A 14178-nucleotide genomic window follows, 5' to 3' on the forward strand; every position below is an offset into this window, starting at 1 on the left:
TCACCACCCATGTGGCGCTTTTGTCCCTGGCCTGCTCCATCATCTGCCTGCGCACTCTGCGCAGGTTGTGTTAGCCGCTCTAAGCTTCCTCCACGCAAGGACCTTGCCATGGATGTGCTGCAGCTCGATGTCTCGGGGCGCCCTCAGGCCTGGATTTCGCCGAAGGACGCCGTGATCCTCCATGTCGCCGGCGAAGTCGCCTGGACGATCGGTGAACCCTGCCTGGTGATGCGTGGCGGCATCCAGCGCGCCAGCGGCCTGCAGTCGCGCGTCGAGCTGCATCCGATCATCGCGGTGCGCGGTGCGGTGCCCAGCCGGGCCTGGCGCGAGGTGCCGGCGATCGCCAATCCGAAGCTGTTCGCCCGCGACCGCCATACCTGCGCCTACTGCGGCCAGCGCTTCCTGCGCGAGCCCCGCGAGCATCTGACCCGCGAGCACATCATCCCGACCTCGCGTGGCGGCACCCACAGCTGGATGAACTGCATCACCGCCTGCCGCAGCTGCAACGGCCGCAAGGGCAACCGGCTGCTGCACGAGGCCGGCATGGAACTCCTTTACCTGCCCTACATTCCCAATCTGCACGAGGACATGATCCTCAAGGGGCGGCGCATCCTGGCGGACCAGATGGAATTCCTGCTGGCGAGCGTGCCGCGACACAGCCGGCTGCACGGCTGAGCACCGAGATTCCCGGGATCCGCATCATGAAAACCGCTTTCCTCGCGGCGGCCGTCGCCGCCTCCCTGCTGCTGGGCGCCTGCAGCACCACCAGCCCCGACGTGATCCGGCCCGGCGACGCGCAGCGGCTGTCGACGGTGCAGGACGCGGTGGTGCTCCATGTGCGGCCGGTGGTCGTCGAGGGCCAGCAGAGCGGCGTCGGCGGCGTCTCCGGCGCGGTGATCGGCGGCATTGCCGGCGGCTCGGTGGGCGGACGGCGCGAGGCGGCGGCGGTCGGCGTGCTCGGCGCGGTGGCCGGTGCGGTGATCGGCAACACCGTCGAGCGCTTCGGCACCCGCGAGGAGGCGGTCGAGATCCTGCTGCAGCTGCCCAGCGGCGAGCGCCGGGCGCTGGTGCAGGCCAAGGCGCAGGAGAGCTTTGCGCCGGGCGAGGCGGTGGTGCTGGTCACCACCGGCGGTCGCACCCGGGTGATGAAGGCGCCGACCGCCGCGACCGCGGCCCAGCCGACGCGCTGAGACCGCGGCCTGCCTTCAGGCGGCTCAGGCCGCGTCGAGCGCCTGCGCCAGGTCGGCGATCAGGTCGTCGATGTGCTCGATGCCGACCGACAGGCGCAGCATGTCCTCGCTGACGCCGGCCTTCTTCAGCTCGGCCGTGTCGAGCTGGCGGTGCGTCGTCGAGGCCGGGTGGGTCGCCAGCGACTTGGCGTCGCCGATGTTGACCAGCCGGGTGAAGAGCTGGAAGGCGTCGAGCACGCGCGCGCCCGCCTCGCGGCCGCCTTCCTTCAGCCCGAAGCTGAGAATGCCCGAGGCGCGCCCGCCCATCTGCGACTGCACCAGCGCATGGTCGGGGTGCTCGGGCAGGCCGGCGTAGTTGACCAAGGCCACCTTCGGGTGATCGTCGAGGAAGCGCGCCACCGCCAGCGCGTTGTCGCAGATGCGGTCCATGCGCAGCGCCAGCGTCTCGATGCCCTGCAGGATCAGGAAGGCGTTCATCGGCGAGATCGCCGCGCCGGTGTTGCGCAGCGGCACCACCCGGGCGCGGGCGATGTAGGCGGCCGCGCCCAGCGCCTCGGTGTAGACCACGCCGTGGTAGCTGACATCGGGCTCGTTCAGGCGCCTGAAGCGTGCCTTGTGCTCGGCCCAGGGGAACCTGCCCGAGTCGACGATCGCGCCGGCGACGCTGTTGCCGTGGCCGCCCATGTACTTGGTCAGCGAGTGCACGACGATGTCGGCACCATGCTCGATCGGGCGGCACAGCGCCGGCGAGGGCACGGTGTTGTCGACGATCAGCGGCACGCCGGCGGCATGCGCCACATCGGCCAGCGCGCGCAGGTCGGTGACGTTGCCGAGCGGATTGCCGACCGACTCGCAGAAGACGGCCTTGGTGCGCTCGTCGATCAGCGCGGCGAAGGAGGCCGGATCGCGCGGGTCGGCGAAGCGCACCGTGATGCCCATCTGCGGGAAGGTGTGCGCGAACAGGTTGTAGGTGCCGCCGTACAGCGTGCTGGCCGAGACGATGTTGTCGCCGGCCTCGGCGATCGTCTGGATCGCGTAGGTGATCGCCGCCATGCCGGAGGCCAGCGCCAGCGCGCCGATGCCGCCCTCGAGCGCGGCCACCCGGGCCTCGAGGATCGACTGGGTCGGATTCATGATCCGGGTGTAGATGTTGCCCTGCACCTTCAGGTCGAACAGGTCGGCGCCATGCTGGGCGCTGTCGAAGGCGTAGGCCACCGTCTGGTACACCGGCACCGCCACCGCCTTGGTGGTCGGGTCGGGCTGGTAGCCGGCGTGAACGGCCAGGGTCTCGAGCTTCATCGGCTTCATCGGCGAGTCTCCTCGTGTCGTGGGGTGGGACGGGACAGATTCGGGCCGGCGATTGTGGGCCGGCGTCTTTTCAGTGACCTTGCTCGGCGTGGAGTTTCTCGTGGATGCGCCGGTTGGTGCGCCAGACGCCCCACAGCACCGCCGGGATCAGCGCGCCGGCGACCAGCTCCGGGCTGATCGGCACGCCGGCGACCTTGACCGCCTTGGCGCCGTAGTAGATCAGGCTCATCACGTAGTACGAGATCGCCGCGATCGACAGCCCCTCCACCGTCATCTGCATGCGCAGCTGCAGGTCCTGGCCGCGGGTGAGCTGCGCCAGCAGCTGCTGGTTCTGCGACTCGGTGGCGATGTCGACGCGGGTGCGCAGCAGCGCGCTGGTGCGCTCGATGCGCTGCGACAGGCCGCTCAGGCGCTGCGCGGTGGCCGCCACCGTCTGGATCGCCGGCGACAGGCGCCGCTGCATGAATTCGCTGATGGTCTGCGTGCCCGAGATCGGCTTCTCGCGCAGCTCCTGGATGCGCTGGCTGACGATGGCGTCATAGGCCTGGGTCGCGGCGAAGCGGTACTGGTTCTCGGCGGTGGCGCGCTCGACCCGCGCGGCCAGCGCCACCAGCGTGTCGAGCAGCTCCTGGTCGGTGGCGGCCTTGTTCTCGAGCCGCGCGGTGATCTCGGCCAGCCGCGACTCGGCCTCGGCCAGCATCGGCGACAGCGCCTTGGCCGCGGGCAGCCCGCGCAGCGCCATCATCCGGTAGGTCTCCAGCTCGAGCAGGCGCTGCGAGATGCGGCCCGCGCGGGTCTCGGTGGTGCGCTCCGGCGCGATCACCAGCATGTGCTCGAAGCCGTCTTCGCGCAGCCGGAACGAGGTGACCGCGATCGAGTGGCCGTAGGTGCCCATGATCGAGGCCACCACGCTGCGGCCGCCCAGCCAGCGCTGGCCGCGCCGGGCGGCTTCCGGCGCATTGGCGATGTCGCCGATGACCATCGCCAGCTTGATCGCGGTGATGGTGCGCCCGGGAATCGCCGCCAGCCAGTCCGGGTCGATCGCCAGCGCGTCCAGCGGCGGGTTCTCGGCCTCCAGGCCGGCGCCCTTGGGCAGCGACTGCACGATCGAGTAGCGGGTGTACTCGCTGTGGCGCTCCCACTTCAGCGTGCAGTTTCCCAGGCGCAGCCGCACGAAATGGTCGTGCAGCACCTCCGGCGGCAGATCCTGCTGGCCCGGCAGCAGGCGCAGGTGCGCCAGCTCCTGCTCGCGGCTGATGCCCTCGTTGAGCACCGCGACATAGACGACCAGCGCCGGCAGGCGGATGCGGGCGGTCGGTCGGGCATGGACCTCGTTGTGCAGCAGCGCGCGCTGCAGGTCGTCGGGCGGCAGCGCGCTGCGCGTGGGGGAGGGCGAGGGCGGAAGAGCGTCGGTCATCGCGGGATCGGAGGGGCGAAGTCGGCAGAAGTGGACGGTCGGGCGCGTACTGCCCCTCGAGCGTAACGGCTTTCCGTGGGGTTTCTGGGGCCTCCCCCTCTTGAAAGCCGCGATCGCGTTCCTATAATCAGTTCCGTTAGCACTCGCCGATGGTGAGTGCTAGTGATCGCGAAGGGCATCGTTCCGCCCTGTCGCATCCCACCTTCTCTGTCCGATCCAAGCTCTGTTTCTAGGAGTCGCCATGAATCTTCGTCCCCTGCACGACCGCGTGATCGTCAAGCGTCTGGAAAACGAGACCAAGACCGCCCTGGGCATCATCATCCCGGACAACGCGGCCGAGAAGCCGGACCAGGGTGAAGTGCTGGCCGTCGGCCCGGGCAAGCGCAACGACAAGGGTGACTTCGTCGCGCTGAACGTGGCTGTCGGCGATCGCGTGCTGTTCGGCAAGTACAGCGGCCAGACCGTCAAGGTCAACGGCGAAGAGCTGCTGGTGATGCGCGAAGAAGACCTCTTCGCCGTGGTCGAGAAGTAAGCCGCCCTCAAGGCGCCTTCTCCCGCACATCTCCCCCCATTCCCAGATTTCAAGTATTCGGAGTTAGAACATGGCTGCAAAAGACGTCATCTTCGGCGCAGACGCGCGTCACCGCATGGTCGAGGGCGTGAACATCCTGGCCAACGCGGTCAAGGTCACCCTGGGCCCCAAGGGCCGCAACGTGGTGCTGGAGCGCTCGTTCGGCGCCCCGACCGTCACCAAGGACGGTGTCTCGGTCGCCAAGGAAATCGAGCTGAAGGACAAGCTGCAGAACATGGGCGCCCAGATGGTCAAGGAAGTCGCTTCCAAGACCTCGGACAACGCCGGTGACGGCACCACCACCGCCACCGTGCTGGCCCAGGCGATCGTGCGCGAAGGCATGAAGTATGTCGCCGCCGGCATGAACCCGATGGACCTGAAGCGCGGCATCGACAAGGCGGTCGCCGCCTTGGTCGTCCAGCTGAAGGCCGCCTCGAAGGCCACCACCACCTCGAAGGAAATCGCCCAGGTCGGCACGATCTCGGCCAACTCCGACGCGGACGTCGGCGGCATCATCGCCGAGGCGATGGACAAGGTCGGCAAGGAAGGCGTCATCACCGTCGAAGACGGCAAGAGCCTGAACAACGAGCTGGACGTCGTCGAAGGCATGCAGTTCGACCGCGGCTACCTGTCGCCGTACTTCATCAACAACCCGGAAAAGCAGGCCGCCCTGCTCGACAACCCGTTCGTGCTGCTGTACGACAAGAAGGTGTCGAACATCCGTGACCTGCTGCCGACGCTGGAGCAGGTTGCCAAGGCCGGCCGTCCGCTGCTGATCATCGCCGAAGACGTCGACGGCGAAGCGCTGGCGACCCTGGTGGTCAACACCATCCGCGGCATCCTGAAGGTCGTCGCCGTCAAGGCCCCGGGCTTCGGCGACCGCCGCAAGGCCATGCTGGAAGACATCGCCATCCTGACCGGCGGCAAGGTCATCGCCGAGGAAGTCGGCATGTCGCTGGAGAAGGTCACGCTGGCTGACCTGGGCCAGGCCAAGCGCGTCGAAGTGGGCAAGGAAAACACCACCATCATCGACGGCGCCGGCACCGCCGACATCATCGAGGCGCGCGTCAAGCAGATCCGCATCCAGATCGAGGAAGCCACCAGCGACTACGACCGCGAGAAGCTGCAGGAGCGCGTCGCCAAGCTGGCCGGCGGTGTTGCCGTCATCAAGGTCGGTGCCGCCACCGAAGTCGAGATGAAGGAGAAGAAGGCCCGCGTGGAAGACGCCCTGCACGCCACCCGCGCTGCGGTGGAAGAAGGCATCGTCGCCGGTGGTGGCGTCGCCCTGCTGCGTGCCCGTCAGGCCGCTGGCGAGATCAAGGGTGACAACGCCGACCAGGACGCCGGCATCAAGCTGGTCCTGAAGGCGATCGAAGCCCCGCTGCGCGAGATCGTCGCCAACGCCGGTGGCGAGCCGAGCGTGGTGGTCAACGCCATCCTGGCCGGTTCGGGCAACTACGGCTTCAACGCCGCCAACGACACCTATGGCGACATGATCGACATGGGCATCCTGGATCCGACCAAGGTCACCCGCACCGCGCTGCAGAACGCCGCGTCCGTCGCCTCGCTGATGCTGACCACCGAGTGCATGGTCGCCGAAGCGCCGAAGGACGATGCTCCGGCCGGTGGCATGCCGGGCGGCATGGGCGGCATGGGCGGCATGGGCATGGACATGTGATCCTGCCGAGCCTGACCTGAGCTCGAATGAAAAGGGTGGCTGTCAAGCCACCCTTTTTTCATTTCTGCAAGCAATTGCGTGTGAAGTCGGGCACGCCGAACGGGTTCATCCCCCGCATCCGGGTGACAAATCTTGGCCGTCTGCGTGAGGATCTGACATTTCTTGGCAGCACCGTCGACCTTGTCGGCCAAAAAATGTCACTTCCTGAGCCGCATCAGCGCCGCTCCGCCCGGGCTGTTGGGGCTTTGAGGGCTGGCACGAAGTCTGCACATTTCCTGCCGTCTACTCACTTGACGGAGGATCCTTCCATGAAGCGCGCGCAACAAGGTTTTACGCTTATCGAACTGATGATCGTCGTGGCGATCATCGGCATCCTGGCCGCGGTGGCGCTGCCGGCCTATCAGGACTACACGGTCCGCGCGAAGGTCTCGGAAGGCCTGGCGCTGGCGGCCGGTGCCAAGGCGACGGTGGCTGAAAATGCGGCCAACGGTGCAGCATTCAATTCCGGTTTCCAGGAGCCTGCTGCGACCAAGAATGTCGCCAAGGTCGAAATCAACCCCACCAATGGCGAGATCACCATCACCTTCACCGCGGCAATCGATGGTGGTGCGAACCTGATCCTGTCGCCGCGTGACGGCGGTATTGCGGGCAACGCGCTGGTGAGCGGCACGGTGCCGACACAAGGTTCGATCACCTGGAATTGTCTGTCTGCAGGCTCGACTGGCTCTGGCAAGTCGGGCACTGCTGGCAGCATCAAGGGCAAGTACGTCCCGGCTGAATGCCGTAGCTGACACCCCCTTGTCTGAGGGGTCAAGATGCGCCTTCGGGCGCATCTTGCGTTTCTGGCGCCCGAAAACGAATTTGTTCCTTGGTGAATGGCGGTGGATTCTCTACAACGGCAGCAGTTTTCCGCAGGAATGCCACGCCATGTGCCACACCGCCGCTGTCGTCCCGGGGGGGAGAGCAGTCAGGCCCTCGCCCGGATTCACGTTGATCGAGCTGATGATCGTCGTCGCGATCGTCGGCGTACTGGCGGCCATCGCGCTGCCCGCCTACCAGGACTATGCGCTGCGCGCCCGCGTCTCCGAAGGGCTGCGCCTGAGCATGGAGGCCCGCGACATGGTGACCGAGTTCTACGGCACCAACTCGCGCTGGCCTGACAGCAATGAGGCTGCCGGTCTGGTGGAGCCCGAGAAGATCGCCGGCAACAGTGTCAGCTCGGTTTCTGTCGGCAGTGCCGGCATCATCACCATCCGCTTCAATTCGCGGGTCCAGGACGGCAGCCTTCTGCTCCAGCCCGAGGCCGCCTCGGGCAGCATCCGCTGGTCCTGCCGGATTCCTTCCAGCGGCGGCCTGTCGCCGCGCTACGTGCCGGCGGAGTGCCGCGGCAGCTGAAGCGCAGGCCTGCGCGGGTCCGGGGCGAGCGGCTCGGCTCGCTATGATCGGCGCGCATGACGCCGCCGCTTTCCGCTGACCGCAACGCCTTCCTGCCGCTGGCCCTGCTGGCCGTCGCGCTGCCTTTCCTGATTGCCGGCAGCGCGCCGCCGACCTCGACCTATTTCAACCAGGCGCTGGCCTTCGGTGGCTGCGGCCTGTGGCTGATGGTCTGGGCGCTGGGCACCCGGCCCGGTGCGGCCGGATCTTCCGCCGCCACCCGCTGGCTGCTGGGCGTGGGCGCGCTGCTGCTGCTGTCCACCGCGCTGTCCTCCGCGCCCTGGGGGCAGCGGCTGGCCCCGCTGGGCTGTCTGCTGCTCGGCGGCGCGCTGATGCATGCGGTGGCTCGCAGCTGCCGTGACGGCCGCGGCGGCGACTGGACCCTGCCGCTGATGTGCGCGCTGCTGACGGCCGGACTGCTCAGCGTGGTGATCGGCGCGGTGCAGGTCTTCGCGCCCGAGCTGGCCGACGGCCGCTGGGTCGCCTTCGCGACCACGCCCGGGCGGGCCATCGGCAACATGCGCCAGCCCAACCAGCTCTCGACGCTGCTGCTGTGGGCCGCCGCCGCCGCGGTCTGGCTGTCGCTGCGCGAGCGTCGTCCGATCGTGCAGCTGGCGCTGGTGCTGGCCGCGCTGGTCTTCGGCGTGGCGATGACCGCCTCGCGCACCGGCCTGGTCGGCGTGGTGCTGCTGGCGCTGTGGGGCCTGCTGGACCGCCGCCTGCCGGCGCCGGTGCGCGGCCTGCTGCTGGCGATGGTGCCGTTCTATGCGCTGTGCTGGGTCGGGCTGGAGCAGTGGCTGGCCTCGCATGGCGTGATGTTCTATGGCGACGACCAGCTCAAGAAGACGCTGCATGGCGACGCCAGCAGCTCGCGCGGGCGCATCTGGGCCAACACCTGGGCGCTGGTGCAGGCGCATCCCTGGACCGGCGTCGGCGTCGGGGCCTTCAACTTCGTCTGGTCGATGACGCCGTTTCCCGGCCGGCCGGTCGCCTTCTTCGATCACAGCCACAACCTGCCGCTGCAGCTGGCGGTGGAGTCCGGCCTGCCGCTGGCCGGTGCGGTGCTGGCCGGCGTGGCCTGGGCGGGCTGGCGTGCCCGTCGGGCGCTGGTCGATGCCGACGAGGAGCGCGCGCGCGACGCCCGGACCGCGCTGTTCATGCTGGTGATGGTCGGCGTGCACAGCCTGCTCGAGTATCCGCTGTGGTACGTCTACTTCCTGCTGCCGGCGATGATGCTCGCGGGCTGGCTCACCGGCAGCGTGCCCGCCTCAGGCGAGCCGGCACGGCCGCCGGCAGCCGCGCCGGGCTGGCGCCTGCGCCTGGGACCGTGGCTGTGGAGCGTGACCGGCGCCCTGGCGCTGGTCGCCTCGGTCTGGTCGACGGTCGAGTACTGGACAGTGTCGGTGATCTTCGAGCCCGAGCTGTCCTTCGGCGAGGCCGAGCCGCTGTCGGCGCGCATCGAGCGCGGCCGGCGCAGCGTGCTGTGGGGGCATCACGCCGACTATGCCCGCGCGACGATGGCCAAGGCGCCCGAGGAGGTCTTCGACGCCTTCGACCGGCCGCTCCACCATCTGGCCGACACCCGGCTGATGATCGCCTACGCCCGGGCGCTCGAGGGCCGCGGCGAGACGGCCCGCGCCGCGCATGTGGCGGCGCGACTGCGCGAGTTCCGCAATCCGGCCTCGGCCGAATTCTTCTCGGTCTGCGATGCGCCGGGCTCGGATCGCCGGCCCACGCCGTTCCAGTGCCTGCCCGATCCGGCCCTGCCGGCCGATCTGATGCGGCCCTGAGCCGGAGCCTGCGCCAGCACACCTCCCGTCATGCCCGCGGCTGTGGCAGGGGTGGGTCCTCGCCTTCGCGAGGATGACGATGGCGGGGTGGGCGGGACGGGATCACGGGTGCTGAGCGAGCCAGTCGCCGGACTTGCCACCGCGCTTCTCCAGCAGACGGATGTCGGTCATGACCATACCCTTCTCGGCCGCCTTGCACATGTCATAGATGGTCAGCAGACCGACCTGGACGGCGGTCAGCGCCTCCATCTCGACGCCGGTGCGGCCCAGCGTCTCGACGGTGGCCTCGCAGTGCACCGCCGAGGCGGCCTCGTCGAGGCGGAAGTCGACCGCCACCCGGGTGATCGGCAGCGGATGGCACAGCGGCACCAGATCGGCGGTGCGCTTGGCGCCCTGGATCGCGGCGATGCGCGCGATGCCGATCACGTCGCCCTTCTTCGCCTCGCCGCGGGCGATCAGCGCCAGCGTCTCGGGCTGCATGCGGATCGTGCCGGTGGCGGTGGCGACGCGGTGCGTCGGATTCTTGGTCGACACGTCGACCATGTGGGCCTGGCCGTGGGCATCGAAGTGGGTCAGCGGTGAGTTCATCGCAGGGGGACGGCAGTCGGTGGAGGTGGAGGGCGGATGCGTGTTGTAGCCGGCGCTGCTGTCAGCGGCCTGGGCCTCAGCAGGGAGATACACGCCGGCGCCAGGGTGGCGGCATGATACGCAGCCTCGCTCCAGGAAGATGATGAAGACGACTCCGCTGCTGCTGGCCGCACTGCTGGGCCTGACGATGCCGCTGGCCCTGGCGCCGGCCTCACCGGCGCAGGCGGCCACCCCCGCCGCCGCGCCGACCCTGCCCGCGCTGGGTGACGCCGGCGGCGACGAGCTGGGCCTCGGCGCCGAGCGCCGGCTGGGCGAGCGCATCATGAAGGAGCTGCGCCGCGACCCGGACCTGCTCGACGATCCGCTGCTGCAGGACTATGTCGACTCGCTGTGGCAGCCGCTGCTGGCCGCCGCCCGCGCCCGCGGCGATCTGCCCGACGAGCAGCGCGAGCAGTTCGCCTGGGCGACCTTCCTGGTGCGCGACCGCAGCGTCAACGCCTTTGCGCTGCCCGGCGGCCATGTCGGCGTGCATCTGGGCCTGATCGCGATCACCTCCACCCGCGACGAGCTGGCCGCGGTGCTGGCGCATGAGCTTTCGCATGTGACGCAGCGCCACATCGCGCGCTCGATCGCGACCAGCCGGCGCCAGTCGCTGATCGGCGCGGCGACGATGATCGCCGGCATCCTGGCCGCCTCGCGCAGCGGGGATGCGGCCAACGCGATGATCGTCGGCGGACAGGCGGTCGCTGCGCAGGGCCAGCTCAACTTCTCGCGCGACATGGAGCGCGAGGCCGACCGCATCGGCTTCGGCGTGCTGGAGGCGGCGGGTTTCGCGCCCGAGGGCATGGCCGGCATGTTCGACCGGCTGCAGAGTGCCTCGCGGCTCAACGACAGCGGCCAGTTTCCCTATCTGCGCTCGCACCCGCTGACCGGCGAGCGCATGGCCGAGGCCCGCTCGCGTCTGGGCGTGAATCCGGCTGGGTCGGGCGCGGCTCCGGACGCGGCACGCTGGCTGCATGCGGCGATGCAGGGCCGCGCGCGCGCGCTGATGGACGGCCGCGGCGAGACGCTGAGCCGGCTGGCCGGCGGCGGCGTGCCCGGCGCGGCGGCGGTGGCCGGCACGCCGGAGGCCTTGTCGACCGCCTGTGCCGCCGCGCTGGCCGCCACCCGGCTGAAGGACTGGCGTGCGGCCGATGCCGCGCTGGCCCGCGCACGCACGCTGGCGGCAGGCCAGGGCGCACCGGTGCAGCGGGCCGTGCAGATCATCCAGATCGAGTCGATGCTCGACCGCGGCCAGACGACCGAGGCGGCGCGGCTGCTCTCCGGCGGTCTGCTCGACGGCAGCCGCGCCGGCCTGATGCTGTCGGCACGGCTGGCCGCGCTGCCGCAGGCCGAGGCGACGCAGGCCGGTCGGGTCCGCGAGGATCTGCAGACCTGGGTCAGCGTGCGTCCGGGCGATGCCGGTGCGTGGCAGGCGCTGGCGCGGGTGTCGGAGCGGCTCGGGCAGCCGCTGGCCTCGCTGCGCGCCCAGGCCGAGGCGCAGGCGGCGCTGGGCGATCTGGCCGGTGCGGTCGACCGGCTGCGCGCCGGCCAGCGGCTCTCGCGCAGCAGCGGTGCGGTCGAGTCGATGGAGGGCGTGGTCATCGAGTCGCGGCTGAAGGCGCTCGAGCAGCAGCGCCGCGCCGAACTGGAGCGCGAGCGTCGCGGCGAGGACGACTGAAGCAGGACCGAAGGCGCAGGCAGGGTGCCGCGCCGTTCTTGTCGCTCAGTCTTCGTCGAACAGGCGCTGCAGCGCGCTGTCGATCACCATGCCGCACAGGCTGTACAGCAGCGAGGTGATCAGCGCCGCGCCAAATCCGGCGACCTGCAGCCCGTCGAGCATCCAGGCCGCGAACTGGAACACCGCAGCATTGATGACGAAGAGGAACAGGCCCAGCGTCACCACGGTGACCGGCAGCGTCAGCACCACCAGCAGCGGGCGCACGACCGCATTGAGCAGGCCGAGAATCAGCGCCGCCATCAGCGCGGCGCCGAAGCCCCGCACCTCGAGCCCGGGATAGAGGGTCGCCACCAGCAGCAGCGCGGCAGCAAGCAGGAACCAGCGAGCGAACAGCTTCAGCATGATGCGTGAAAGGATACACGCATCAGAGGGCATTGGTACCCGACTGTTCAACCCTGCAGTTTTGAGGGAAAAGAAGAGTTCAGGCAGAATCCGCGCCATCGAAAGGGGAGTAGCAGAGGGTCGCCAGGCTCTCGCGGCATCCCGTCAGTACGGTGAACTGCCCGACAGCAGCTCACCCGGGTTCGCAGACAAACACCTGCACGGCGCCAGTCGTGCTGATTGTCGCAAGACCTTTCGGTACGGAGCGCCCTTCAGGGCTGCGCAGACCGTGCCGAAGGCCGCTCCGAGTCTCGTCATTCGTCGAACGACCTGATCGAAACCTGTGGAGTACTGTTCATGCTGATGAATTCGATGGCGCCAGACTGGCTCTGGCTTTTCTTCGTGGCGGTGGTGCTGCTGGCCTTGTTCGTGGACTTCGTGGTGCTGCGCAAGCAGGGCGCGCATGAGGTGGGCGTCAAGGAGGCGCTGAACTGGTCGATCGTCTGGGTGGCGCTCAGTCTGGCCTTCAACGGCCTGCTGTGGTGGGCCACCTGGCGCGAGCATGGCACCGAGATCGCCAATACGCGCGCACTCGAATTCCTGACCGGCTACCTGATCGAGAAGTCGCTGGCCGTCGACAACATCTTCGTCTTCCTGATGATCTTCACCTACTTCGCGGTACCGCCGTCGTACCAGAAGCGGGTGCTGATGATCGGCATCATCGGCGCGATGGTGCTGCGCACGGTGCTGATCCTGGTGGGCGCCTGGCTGATCGCGCAGTTCCACTGGATCCTGTATGTCTTCGGTGCCTTCCTGCTGATCACCGGCATCAAGATGTGGTGGGCGGCCGGCCAGGAGCCTGACCTGGAAAGCAACCCGGCGCTGAAGCTGCTGCGCAAGGTGCTGCCGGTCAGCAAGAACTTCGATGGTGAAAAGTTCTTCACCGTCGAGAACGGCAAGCGCATCGCCACCCCGCTGCTGCTGGTCATCGCGCTGGTGGGCGTGACCGACGTGATCTTCGCGGTCGACTCGATTCCGGCGATCTTCGCCATCACCAGCGATCCGTTCATCGTGCTGACCTCGAACATCTTCGCGATCCTGGGTCTGCGTGCGATGTACTTCCTGCTGGCGGCGATGGCCTCGAAGTTCCATCTGCTGAGCTACGGCCTGGCGGTGATCCTGGCCTTCATCGGCACCAAGATGCTGCTGATCGACATCGTGAAGATTCCGGTGTTCGCTTCGCTCGGCGCCGTGATCGGCATCCTGGCCCTGACGATGTGGCTGAGCGTGCGCACCGCGCCGAAGCTGCCTGCCAGCAACGGCTGATCCCGCCTTCCGTCACACCCGCGAAGGCGGGTGCCCACGAGCATCACCAAGCCCATGAAAAAGGCCACCCCTTGCGGGGTGGCCTTTTTTTGTCGCGTTACCCGCAGCCCCGGCCAGGCGGCCGGGGTCAGCGCTGCATCACAGCAGCGACTTCAGGATGCGGCCCATTTCCGACGGATTGCGGGTGACCTTGAAGCCGCACTCTTCCATGATGGCGAGCTTGGCGTCGGCGGTGTCGGCGCCGCCCGAGATCAGCGCGCCGGCGTGGCCCATGCGCTTGCCCGGAGGGGCGGTGACACCGGCGATGAAGCCGACGACCGGCTTCTTCATGTTGTCCTTGACCCAGCGGGCGGCTTCAGCCTCGTCCGGGCCGCCGATCTCGCCGATCATGATGACCGCGTCCGTGTCCGGATCGTCGTTGAAGGCGCGCATCACGTCGATGTGCTTCAGGCCGTTGATCGGATCGCCACCGATGCCGACGGCCGACGACTGGCCGATGCCCAGCTCGGTCAGCTGCGCCACCGCTTCATAGGTCAAGGTCCCTGAGCGCGAGACCACGCCGATGCGGCCCTTGCGGTGGATGTGACCGGGCATGATGCCGATCTTGATCTCTTCCGGCGTGATCAGGCCCGGGCAGTTGGGGCCCAGCAGCAGCGTCTTCTTGCCGCCGGCGGCCTCCTTGGCCTTCATCCTGTTGCGCACTTCCAGCATGTCCCGGACCGGGATGCCTTCGGTGATGCAGATCGCCAGGTCCAGGTCGGCCTCGACGGCTTCC

At 68.6% G+C, this 14178-nt stretch carries 14 protein-coding genes; 9 read left to right on the plus strand and 5 right to left on the minus strand.

The window, feature by feature from the left end:
• Positions 1 to 108 precede the first annotated feature (108 nt).
• The gene (locus NFT33_RS11405) at positions 109 to 675 is read left to right on the plus strand and encodes an HNH endonuclease (RefSeq protein ID WP_220786616.1); all 567 of its coding nucleotides are present in this window, start codon (positions 109 to 111) and stop codon (positions 673 to 675) included.
• 26 nt (positions 676 to 701) lie between these two features.
• Positions 702 to 1190, plus strand: coding sequence for an outer membrane lipoprotein (locus NFT33_RS11410; RefSeq protein ID WP_220786617.1), 489 nt, complete (start codon positions 702 to 704; stop codon positions 1188 to 1190).
• Between the two features lie 24 nt (positions 1191 to 1214).
• Here NFT33_RS11410 and NFT33_RS11415 read toward each other — a convergent pair whose 3' ends face one another.
• Both NFT33_RS11415 and NFT33_RS11420 read right to left on the minus strand, forming a co-directional pair.
• Complete coding sequence (locus NFT33_RS11415; RefSeq protein ID WP_251675422.1) at positions 1215 to 2489, minus strand: O-acetylhomoserine aminocarboxypropyltransferase/cysteine synthase family protein; 1275 nt, start codon at positions 2487 to 2489, stop codon at positions 1215 to 1217.
• Positions 2490 to 2568: 79 nt separating this feature from the next.
• Positions 2569 to 3915: a DUF3422 family protein gene (locus NFT33_RS11420; RefSeq protein WP_251675407.1), complete on the minus strand. Its 1347-nt coding sequence runs from the start codon at positions 3913 to 3915 to the stop codon at positions 2569 to 2571.
• A gap of 241 nt (positions 3916 to 4156) precedes the next feature.
• Here NFT33_RS11420 and NFT33_RS11425 point away from each other — a divergent pair, with 241 nt between their 5' ends.
• The 5 genes from NFT33_RS11425 (at position 4157) to NFT33_RS11450 (ending at position 9388) form a co-directional block, all read left to right on the plus strand.
• Positions 4157 to 4447 (plus strand): co-chaperone GroES, encoded by a 291-nt coding sequence (locus NFT33_RS11425; protein WP_251675409.1) that lies wholly within the window; start codon positions 4157 to 4159, stop codon positions 4445 to 4447.
• A 70-nt stretch (positions 4448 to 4517) separates the two neighbouring features.
• Positions 4518 to 6164, plus strand: a complete 1647-nt coding sequence (gene groL / locus NFT33_RS11430; RefSeq protein ID WP_251675410.1) for a chaperonin GroEL — start codon at positions 4518 to 4520, stop codon at positions 6162 to 6164.
• A 35-nt stretch (positions 6165 to 6199) separates the two neighbouring features.
• Positions 6200 to 6955 carry a pilin gene (locus NFT33_RS19410; RefSeq protein ID WP_309296143.1) on the plus strand — a complete coding sequence of 252 codons (756 nt, stop codon included), beginning with the start codon at positions 6200 to 6202 and terminating at the stop codon, positions 6953 to 6955.
• Positions 6956 to 7091: 136 nt separating this feature from the next.
• Positions 7092 to 7559 carry a pilin gene (locus NFT33_RS11445; protein ID WP_309296144.1) on the plus strand — a complete coding sequence of 156 codons (468 nt, stop codon included), beginning with the start codon at positions 7092 to 7094 and terminating at the stop codon, positions 7557 to 7559.
• A 56-nt stretch (positions 7560 to 7615) separates the two neighbouring features.
• The gene (locus NFT33_RS11450; RefSeq protein ID WP_251675412.1) at positions 7616 to 9388 is read left to right on the plus strand and encodes a PglL family O-oligosaccharyltransferase; all 1773 of its coding nucleotides are present in this window, start codon (positions 7616 to 7618) and stop codon (positions 9386 to 9388) included.
• Between the two features lie 102 nt (positions 9389 to 9490).
• Here the strand turns inward: NFT33_RS11450 and moaC are convergent, their stop codons facing one another.
• Positions 9491 to 9976 (minus strand): cyclic pyranopterin monophosphate synthase MoaC, encoded by a 486-nt coding sequence (gene moaC / locus NFT33_RS11455; protein WP_251675414.1) that lies wholly within the window; start codon positions 9974 to 9976, stop codon positions 9491 to 9493.
• Positions 9977 to 10118: 142 nt separating this feature from the next.
• Here moaC and NFT33_RS11460 point away from each other — a divergent pair, with 142 nt between their 5' ends.
• Entirely contained in the window at positions 10119 to 11696 is a 1578-nt protein-coding gene (locus tag NFT33_RS11460) for a M48 family metalloprotease (protein ID WP_251675416.1), read from the plus strand.
• 45 nt (positions 11697 to 11741) lie between these two features.
• Here the strand turns inward: NFT33_RS11460 and NFT33_RS11465 are convergent, their stop codons facing one another.
• The gene (locus NFT33_RS11465; RefSeq protein WP_251675418.1) at positions 11742 to 12098 is read right to left on the minus strand and encodes a phage holin family protein; all 357 of its coding nucleotides are present in this window, start codon (positions 12096 to 12098) and stop codon (positions 11742 to 11744) included.
• 342 nt (positions 12099 to 12440) lie between these two features.
• On the opposite strand from NFT33_RS11465, the gene NFT33_RS11470 reads away from it, so the two are divergent.
• Positions 12441 to 13403: a TerC family protein gene (locus tag NFT33_RS11470; protein WP_251675428.1), complete on the plus strand. Its 963-nt coding sequence runs from the start codon at positions 12441 to 12443 to the stop codon at positions 13401 to 13403.
• A 138-nt stretch (positions 13404 to 13541) separates the two neighbouring features.
• Here the strand turns inward: NFT33_RS11470 and sucD are convergent.
• Positions 13542 to 14178, minus strand: a 637-nt coding sequence (sucD, locus tag NFT33_RS11475) for a succinate--CoA ligase subunit alpha (protein WP_251675420.1), incomplete at its 5' end; no start/stop codon positions are given.

Origin of the sequence: Sphaerotilus sp. FB-3 (assembly GCF_023706025.1) — a bacterium.
GTDB lineage: Bacteria > Pseudomonadota > Gammaproteobacteria > Burkholderiales > Burkholderiaceae_C > Sphaerotilus > Sphaerotilus sulfidivorans.

Coding starts and splice junctions, on each gene's coding strand:
- NFT33_RS11405 (WP_220786616.1), top strand. CDS start 109: ATGGATGTGCTGCAGCTCGATGTCTCGGGGCGCCCTCAGGCCTGGATT.
- NFT33_RS11410 (WP_220786617.1), top strand. CDS start 702: ATGAAAACCGCTTTCCTCGCGGCGGCCGTCGCCGCCTCCCTGCTGCTG.
- NFT33_RS11415 (WP_251675422.1), bottom strand. CDS start 2,489: ATGAAGCTCGAGACCCTGGCCGTTCACGCCGGCTACCAGCCCGACCCG.
- NFT33_RS11420 (WP_251675407.1), bottom strand. CDS start 3,915: ATGACCGACGCTCTTCCGCCCTCGCCCTCCCCCACGCGCAGCGCGCTG.
- NFT33_RS11425 (WP_251675409.1), top strand. CDS start 4,157: ATGAATCTTCGTCCCCTGCACGACCGCGTGATCGTCAAGCGTCTGGAA.
- groL (WP_251675410.1), top strand. CDS start 4,518: ATGGCTGCAAAAGACGTCATCTTCGGCGCAGACGCGCGTCACCGCATG.
- NFT33_RS11445 (WP_309296144.1), top strand. CDS start 7,092: ATGTGCCACACCGCCGCTGTCGTCCCGGGGGGGAGAGCAGTCAGGCCC.
- NFT33_RS11450 (WP_251675412.1), top strand. CDS start 7,616: ATGACGCCGCCGCTTTCCGCTGACCGCAACGCCTTCCTGCCGCTGGCC.
- moaC (WP_251675414.1), bottom strand. CDS start 9,976: ATGAACTCACCGCTGACCCACTTCGATGCCCACGGCCAGGCCCACATG.
- NFT33_RS11460 (WP_251675416.1), top strand. CDS start 10,119: ATGAAGACGACTCCGCTGCTGCTGGCCGCACTGCTGGGCCTGACGATG.
- NFT33_RS11465 (WP_251675418.1), bottom strand. CDS start 12,098: ATGCTGAAGCTGTTCGCTCGCTGGTTCCTGCTTGCTGCCGCGCTGCTG.
- NFT33_RS11470 (WP_251675428.1), top strand. CDS start 12,441: ATGAATTCGATGGCGCCAGACTGGCTCTGGCTTTTCTTCGTGGCGGTG.